The sequence below is a fragment of the Pantoea sp. CFCC18179 genome, from assembly GCF_059412405.1.
The window spans coordinates 81,745-88,263 of sequence record NZ_JBNBPM010000019.1 but is presented as its reverse complement, the minus strand read 5'-3'; the positions used below and the strand labels follow the sequence as shown (position 1 = coordinate 88,263).

Annotated in this window: 9 protein-coding genes; all 9 read right to left on the bottom strand. The window is 50.4% G+C overall.

All coding sequences use genetic code 11. The features are described 5' to 3' along the window. The coding region (locus ACPUC7_RS22855; RefSeq protein ID WP_008102187.1) for a GTP-binding protein at window positions 1–127 on the bottom strand (127 nt) is incomplete at its 3' end. Window positions 128–196: 69 nt separating this feature from the next. Then, a complete protein-coding gene (fusA, locus tag ACPUC7_RS22850) occupies window positions 197–2,311 on the bottom strand; it encodes an elongation factor G (RefSeq protein ID WP_343553814.1) in 2,115 nt (704 codons plus the stop codon). A 93-nt stretch (window positions 2,312–2,404) separates the two neighbouring features. Then, the gene (gene rpsG, locus ACPUC7_RS22845; protein WP_007886246.1) at window positions 2,405–2,875 is read right to left on the bottom strand and encodes a 30S ribosomal protein S7; all 471 of its coding nucleotides are present in this window, start codon (window positions 2,873–2,875) and stop codon (window positions 2,405–2,407) included. A 96-nt stretch (window positions 2,876–2,971) separates the two neighbouring features. Beyond that, on the bottom strand, window positions 2,972–3,346 hold the full coding sequence (rpsL, locus tag ACPUC7_RS22840) for a 30S ribosomal protein S12 (RefSeq protein WP_006120575.1): 375 nt from the start codon (window positions 3,344–3,346) through the stop codon (window positions 2,972–2,974). Between the two features lie 126 nt (window positions 3,347–3,472). Further along, the gene (gene tusB, locus ACPUC7_RS22835) at window positions 3,473–3,760 is read right to left on the bottom strand and encodes a sulfurtransferase complex subunit TusB (RefSeq protein ID WP_494924673.1); all 288 of its coding nucleotides are present in this window, start codon (window positions 3,758–3,760) and stop codon (window positions 3,473–3,475) included. Window positions 3,761–3,769: 9 nt separating this feature from the next. Continuing rightward, a complete protein-coding gene (tusC, locus tag ACPUC7_RS22830) occupies window positions 3,770–4,129 on the bottom strand; it encodes a sulfurtransferase complex subunit TusC (RefSeq protein WP_494924672.1) in 360 nt (119 codons plus the stop codon). After that, window positions 4,129–4,515 (bottom strand): sulfurtransferase complex subunit TusD, encoded by a 387-nt coding sequence (gene tusD, locus ACPUC7_RS22825; protein WP_494924671.1) that lies wholly within the window; start codon window positions 4,513–4,515, stop codon window positions 4,129–4,131. The genes tusC and tusD overlap by 1 nt, the downstream gene beginning before the upstream one ends. Next, on the bottom strand, window positions 4,515–5,237 hold the full coding sequence (locus tag ACPUC7_RS22820; RefSeq protein ID WP_097095823.1) for a helix-turn-helix transcriptional regulator: 723 nt from the start codon (window positions 5,235–5,237) through the stop codon (window positions 4,515–4,517). Before ACPUC7_RS22820 ends, tusD begins: the two co-directional genes overlap by 1 nt. Window positions 5,238–5,411: 174 nt before the next feature. Beyond that, window positions 5,412–6,242, bottom strand: a complete 831-nt coding sequence (gene fkpA / locus ACPUC7_RS22815; RefSeq protein ID WP_343553818.1) for an FKBP-type peptidyl-prolyl cis-trans isomerase — start codon at window positions 6,240–6,242, stop codon at window positions 5,412–5,414. Window positions 6,243–6,519 lie beyond the last annotated feature (277 nt).

Genomic DNA, 6,519 nt, shown 5'->3' with positions numbered 1-6,519 from the left:
TACCACCGTAGGTTTTAGCCAGAACGGTAGTGATCGCTGCAGTCAGAGTGGTTTTACCATGGTCAACGTGACCGATGGTGCCGACGTTTACGTGCAGTTTGTTACGCTGAAATTGCTCTTTCGCCATGGCGATAATTCCTTACGTTGTGCCTTCATGAGTCATGAAGGCATCAGTTCACAATTTTTAAACCGTAGCTTATTTGCTACGAGCTTCAATAACGGCCTGAGCGACGTTGTTCGGCGCATCATCGTACTTCAGGAACTCCATGGAGTAAGAAGCACGGCCTTTGGTCAGAGAACGCAGCTGAGTTGCGTATCCGAACATTTCAGACAGCGGAACTTCAGCATGGATCTGAACGCCAGTAGCGTTAGATTCCTGTCCTTTGAGCATACCACGACGACGGCTAAGGTCACCGATAACGTCACCGGTGTTCTCTTCCGGAGTCTCTACTTCAACCTTCATGATTGGCTCAAGCAGCACAGGTTGTGCTTTCTTAAAGCCATCTTTAAAGGCCAAAGAAGCAGCCAGTTTAAACGCCAGCTCAGAGGAGTCGACATCATGGTATGAACCGAAGTGCAGACGAACACCCAGATCTACTACCGGATAACCAGCCAGTGGACCTGATTTCAGCTGCTCCTGGAGACCTTTATCAACCGCAGGGATGTATTCAGTTGGAATCACACCGCCCTTGATATCGTTGACAAATTCGTAGCCTTTCGGGTTCACACCTGGCTCCAGTGGGTACATGTCGATAACAACATGACCGTACTGACCACGACCACCAGACTGCTTGGCGTGTTTACCTTCGATATCGGTAACTTTAGAGCGGATCGCTTCACGGTAAGCAACCTGTGGTTTACCCACGTTTGCTTCCACGTTGAATTCACGCTTCATACGGTCAACGATGATATCGAGGTGCAGCTCACCCATACCGGCGATGATAGTCTGGTTAGATTCTTCATCAGTCCATACGCGGAATGATGGATCTTCTTTAGCCAGACGACCCAGAGCCAGACCCATTTTTTCCTGGTCAGCTTTGGTTTTTGGTTCAACGGCGATTGAGATTACTGGCTCTGGGAATTCCATGCGCTCAAGAATGATGACGTTATCTGGGTCACACAGGGTGTCACCAGTGGTCACATCTTTCAGGCCGATCGCAGCTGCGATGTCGCCCGCACGAACTTCTTTGATCTCTTCACGTTTGTTAGCGTGCATCTGAACAATACGGCCCAGACGCTCACGGTTTGACTTAACCGGGTTGTACACGGTGTCACCGGTGTTAACCACACCAGAGTAAACGCGGAAGAAGGTCAAGTTACCTACAAACGGGTCGGTAGCGATTTTGAACGCCAGAGCAGCAAACGGCTCTTTGTCGTCTGAGTGACGCTCAGCCGGCGTGTCTTTACCGTCGTCCAGCATACCGTTAATCGCGGTAACGTCAGTCGGTGCTGGCAGGTATTCAACTACCGCATCCAGCATCGCCTGAACACCTTTGTTCTTAAATGCAGAACCACAGGTAACCAGGATGATTTCGTTGTTCAGAACGCGCTTACGCAGAGAAGTTTTGATCTCTTCTTCAGTCAGCTCTTCACCGCCGAAGAATTTATCCATCAGCTCATCAGAGCCTTCAGCTGCAGCTTCAACCAGCTTCGCACGCCATTCTTCAGCCAGTTCCTGCATATCCGCTGGAATATCTTCGTAAACGAAGGTGACGCCCTGATCGGCTTCGTTCCAGTTGATTGCTTTCATTTTCACCAGGTCAACAACACCGGTGAAGCCTTCTTCTGCGCCGATAGCCAGCTGAAGTGGAACTGGGTTTGCACCCAAGCGATCCTTCATCTGACCAACAACTTTCAGGAAGTTTGCACCCATGCGGTCCATTTTGTTAACGAACGCAATGCGTGGAACTTTATATTTGTTAGCCTGGCGCCATACGGTTTCAGACTGTGGCTGAACACCACCAACCGCACAGTAAACCATTACTGCGCCATCAAGAACACGCATAGAACGCTCAACTTCGATGGTGAAGTCAACGTGTCCCGGGGTGTCGATGATGTTTACGTGGTGTGGTTCAAACTGCTTAGCCATACCAGACCAGTAGCAGGTGGTCGCAGCAGAGGTAATGGTAATACCACGTTCCTGCTCCTGCTCCATCCAGTCCATGGTTGCTGCGCCGTCATGCACTTCACCGATTTTGTGGTTTACACCGGTGTAGAACAGAACACGTTCGGTAGTAGTAGTCTTACCGGCGTCGATGTGCGCACTGATACCGATGTTACGGTAGCGCTCAATGGGTGTTTTACGAGCCATTTGATTCCTCTGATTCTGAGACGTTCTAAGTTAAAAAAGCCCAGCAGGTGAGTAACTGGGACGCCCGCTGGGTTAATAACAACTACTTTGCTGTTACCAGCGGTAGTGTGCGAACGCCTTGTTGGCTTCAGCCATACGGTGAACGTCTTCACGTTTCTTAACTGCAGTACCTTTGTTTTCTGCAGCGTCAGAAAGTTCGTTCGCCAGGCGGAGAGCCATAGATTTATCACCGCGTTTACGAGCAGCTTCTACGATCCAACGCATTGCCAAGGCATTACGACGAACCGGACGGACTTCAACTGGAACCTGGTAGGTAGAACCACCAACGCGACGTGACTTAACTTCGACAGTCGGACGCACGTTTTCGAGAGCAACCTCGAACGCTTCCAGGCCATCTTTACCAGCACGTTGAGCCAGGGTATCAAGTGCGGTATAGACGATTGATTCAGCAGTAGATTTTTTACCATCTACCATCAAGATATTTACAAATTTAGCCAGCAGCTCTGATCCGAACTTAGGATCCGGCAGAATTTTACGCTGACCAATGACGCGACGACGTGGCATGGAAATACTCCGTTGTTAATTCAGGATTGTCCAAAACTCTACGAGTTTAGTTTGACATTTAAGTTAAAACGTTTGGCCTTACTTAACGGAGAACCATTAAGCCTTTGGCTTCTTCACGCCGTACTTGGAGCGTGACTGCTTACGGTCTTTAACACCTGAGCAGTCCAGCGCGCCACGAACGGTGTGGTAACGCACACCTGGCAAGTCTTTAACACGACCGCCACGGATCAGGATCACTGAGTGCTCCTGCAGGTTATGACCTTCACCGCCGATATAGGAGGTAACTTCAAAACCGTTAGTCAAACGCACACGGCAAACTTTACGCAGTGCTGAGTTTGGTTTTTTAGGGGTAGTGGTGTACACACGAGTACATACGCCACGTTTCTGCGGGCAAGCTTCCAGCGCAGGCACGTTGCTCTTTGCAACTTTGCGTACGCGTGGTTTGCGAACCAGCTGGTTAACTGTTGCCATTAAATAGCTCCTGGGATTTAGCTTTTTGCTTCGTAAACACGTAATAAATCGCCTCGTATTACTACGAGGAGGCAGAATTTTAGGGCTGTGTCAAAAGGGTGTCAAGAAATAACCAGGTTTTCGCTCTTACCAGGCCACTTGTTGTTGGTGCTTCGCTGTCAATGCAACGAAACCAGTATAGTCTAAACGTGCTACTTTGGTCGAAATTTGCTCAATGAGGCCGCGCGCCGCCACATCCTCAGCTAATACCCACAGCGTAGCAGGCGATGTGCTCAGCTTATCCAGCATCTGGCTGCCGGCTAAAGCAGCCGTTACACCATCTTGTAATAAAAGCAGATCATCACCTTCCTGTAACAGCAGCAGCAGACTATCGAGGTCGCATTGCCATGGCGATTGAAGCAGCGTGTAGAGCATAATCAGTTCTCAGAATCGAATAACACGATGATACGTTGCCAGCTTTTCGCGTAATGCAGCAGCATCCAGCACTTCAGCCTTCAACACACGTTCAGCCGTCAGGTTTTGTCCGCGCACGCGCAGAGAGTCAGCGCAGATAAAACATTGGTCGATGTCATACAGTTCCAGCACACCAAAAGTCGCAATATAGTTGCGCGCCAAAATCTGGTCTGGTTGCTGGTCGCGATTCAGTTGCAATACGCCGTCACCGATAAAAAACAGTCCAATCTCTTCGCTCAACGCACCAGCCGCCAGCACCGCATCCAGCCCTTCCCTGCCGGCGCTGCTGCCATGTGGCGACTGAGTAAATAGAAACGCCACGCGATTCATCAGAATTGCACCAAACGATCGCAACTGAGTGCGGCTTCTGCCAATGCGCCCAAACCGCTGAGTTCAAAACCAGGTTGCAAATTACTGCCCGCTAATTGCAAACGTGCCGCTTCCTGCACATCCGTTACGCCACGACGTAACGCAGCGGCAACGCAGATATTCAGTGCGGCGCCACATTCGTCACGCAGATGTTGCCACTCGCGCACCATATCCACTTCATCGCTGGCTGGCGCACTTAATTGGTTAGCGTTCAACACACCTTCACGGTAGAAAAACACGCTTTCCAACTGATGCCCGGCTTGCAGCAACGCGCGCGCAAACAGCAGCGCGCTGCTGGCGTGTTGTGTGCCGTAAGCCGGTCCGGTGACCAGCAAGGTGTAGCGCATTAGCGATCTTGCCCCTGAAAATCGCCGCTTTTGAACTGGCGAATATAGAGGTAAACCGTGTGCTTCGAGATGTTAAGGCGGTCAGCAACCTGGTTGATGGCGTCTTTAATATCGAAGATGCCCTTCTCATACATATTGAGCACGATCTGACGATTCTTGGCATTGTTAGAGACGTTGCGGTCGGCGCTGACTTCTTCAATGGCGAATTCCAGCGTCTGCATCACCAAATCTTCAACCGAGCTGGCGAAGTTTACGTTGGAATCAACCTGCTGCATTTCCGGCGGCATAAAGGTCGACATAATTTGCGAGAACGGCACATCGAGGTTCATGTTGATGCACAACAAGCCAATCACGCGCTGCTGGCGATTGCGAATCGCGATGGTGACGGATTTCATTAGCACGCCGCTTTTCGCGCGCGTGAAATAAGCGCGGGAGACATTACTGTCCGCGCCATGCATATCGTGCAGCATGCGCAGCGCCAAATCGGTAATCGGCGAACCCACTTTACGTCCGGTATGTTCACCATTGGCGATGCGTACGGCGGAACATTTCAAATCTTCTAACGAGTGCAACACGATTTCGCAGTGCGAGCCAATCAGCATTGCCAGCCCATCAACGACGGCTTCGTAAGATTTGAGGATATCGAAATCAGCTTGCTCGAACGGACGTTGCTCCAGTAAATCGAAGTCAGTCAGTTCACCGGGATTGAATGGATTAGACATCGGAGACATTACCCTAAATGGCTGGAGCCTGTCTCGACAGCATTGGGGCAGACTCATGATGTGATAATTGTGCAGGCGCTAGTCTGGCAAATGTCATGGTCTTTAGCCAGACCTTTACTCTCTTCTCACAAATAAAAACGCCGCCCGCAGGCGGCGTCATTCAGCAATTGCGAATTACTGTGCTTTCTGATCGGCAGCAGCAGGTGCCTGCGCCTTCTCATCTGCTTTTGGTGCTGGTTTGATGTCGAGCAGTTCAACATCGAATACCAGAGTGGAGTTAGCCGGAATGCCCGGAACGCCATTTTTACCGTAAGCCAGGTTCGGTGGAATCACCAACTTGATCTTACCGCCTTTCTTCACGTGCTTCAGACCTTCGGTCCAGCCGGGAATCACACCATCCAGACGGAACGACAGCGGCTCGCCACGGGTATACGAGTTATCGAACTCAGTACCGTCAATCAGCGTACCTTTGTAGTTCACCACTACGGTATCGCTGTCTTTTGGCACGTCGCCAGAACCTTCTTTCTCTACCTGATACAGCAGGCCAGATTCAGTTTTCTTCACGCCTTTTTCTTTAGCGAATTTGTCCGCGTAAGCTGCACCCTTATCAGAGTTCTCTTTCGCGTCTTTTTCCATCTTCGCCTGAGCTGCGCCTTTCACGCGGCCTTCAAAGGCTTGCAGAGTTTGCTCGATCTCTTGATCAGAGAGTTTGCTCTTGCCGCCAAACGCGTCCTGAACACCAGCAATCAGCTGATCTTTGTCCAGTTTGATGCCCAGTTTCTCTTGTTCCTTCAGAGAGTTGTCCATGTAGCGACCCAGAGACGCGCCTAGCGCATAGGCTGATTGCTGATCTTCATTTTTGAAGGCAGCATTTTTCGGAGCCTGTGGCGCAGCTTGAGCAGCATCAGCTGGTGCAGCGGCGGTTTCTGCTGCCATTGCCAGCGGTGCATTCAGCGCGACAGCCATGGTGGTAGCTAACAATGTGACTTTAAACAGTGATTTCATCCTTTCTCCAAAACCGAAGCCTCTCACCTCGGGAATCATTGCGGACTGAGGCCCACACTATAACTTTACGTGGCAGCGGCGAACACTCCCACAATGTAATTACCCGGTCAACCTCCGACCTTTTTTGCTTCAGGAAGTTTCATCAGAGATATAGGCGTTATGTCTGTTTTCAATGCAGCATGCCGCGGAAAGGTAAAATATCAGGTGATTCTGAAACCAAAGACCGTAGAATCACGCCCAAATCAGTTTAACGTGCAATGCCGAAAGAGAGAGAAAG

What these genes read in the sequence shown, in the direction of transcription:
- ACPUC7_RS22820 (WP_097095823.1), bottom strand. Translation starts at nt 5,237, where the DNA reads ATGTCTAATCCATTCAATCCCGGTGAACTGACTGACTTCGATTTACTG.
- fusA (WP_343553814.1), bottom strand. Translation starts at nt 2,311, where the DNA reads ATGGCTCGTAAAACACCCATTGAGCGCTACCGTAACATCGGTATCAGT.
- tusD (WP_494924671.1), bottom strand. Translation starts at nt 4,515, where the DNA reads ATGCGCTACACCTTGCTGGTCACCGGACCGGCTTACGGCACACAACAC.
- fkpA (WP_343553818.1), bottom strand. Translation starts at nt 6,242, where the DNA reads ATGAAATCACTGTTTAAAGTCACATTGTTAGCTACCACCATGGCTGTC.
- rpsG (WP_007886246.1), bottom strand. Translation starts at nt 2,875, where the DNA reads ATGCCACGTCGTCGCGTCATTGGTCAGCGTAAAATTCTGCCGGATCCT.
- tusC (WP_494924672.1), bottom strand. Translation starts at nt 4,129, where the DNA reads ATGAATCGCGTGGCGTTTCTATTTACTCAGTCGCCACATGGCAGCAGC.
- tusB (WP_494924673.1), bottom strand. Translation starts at nt 3,760, where the DNA reads ATGCTCTACACGCTGCTTCAATCGCCATGGCAATGCGACCTCGATAGT.
- rpsL (WP_006120575.1), bottom strand. Translation starts at nt 3,346, where the DNA reads ATGGCAACAGTTAACCAGCTGGTTCGCAAACCACGCGTACGCAAAGTT.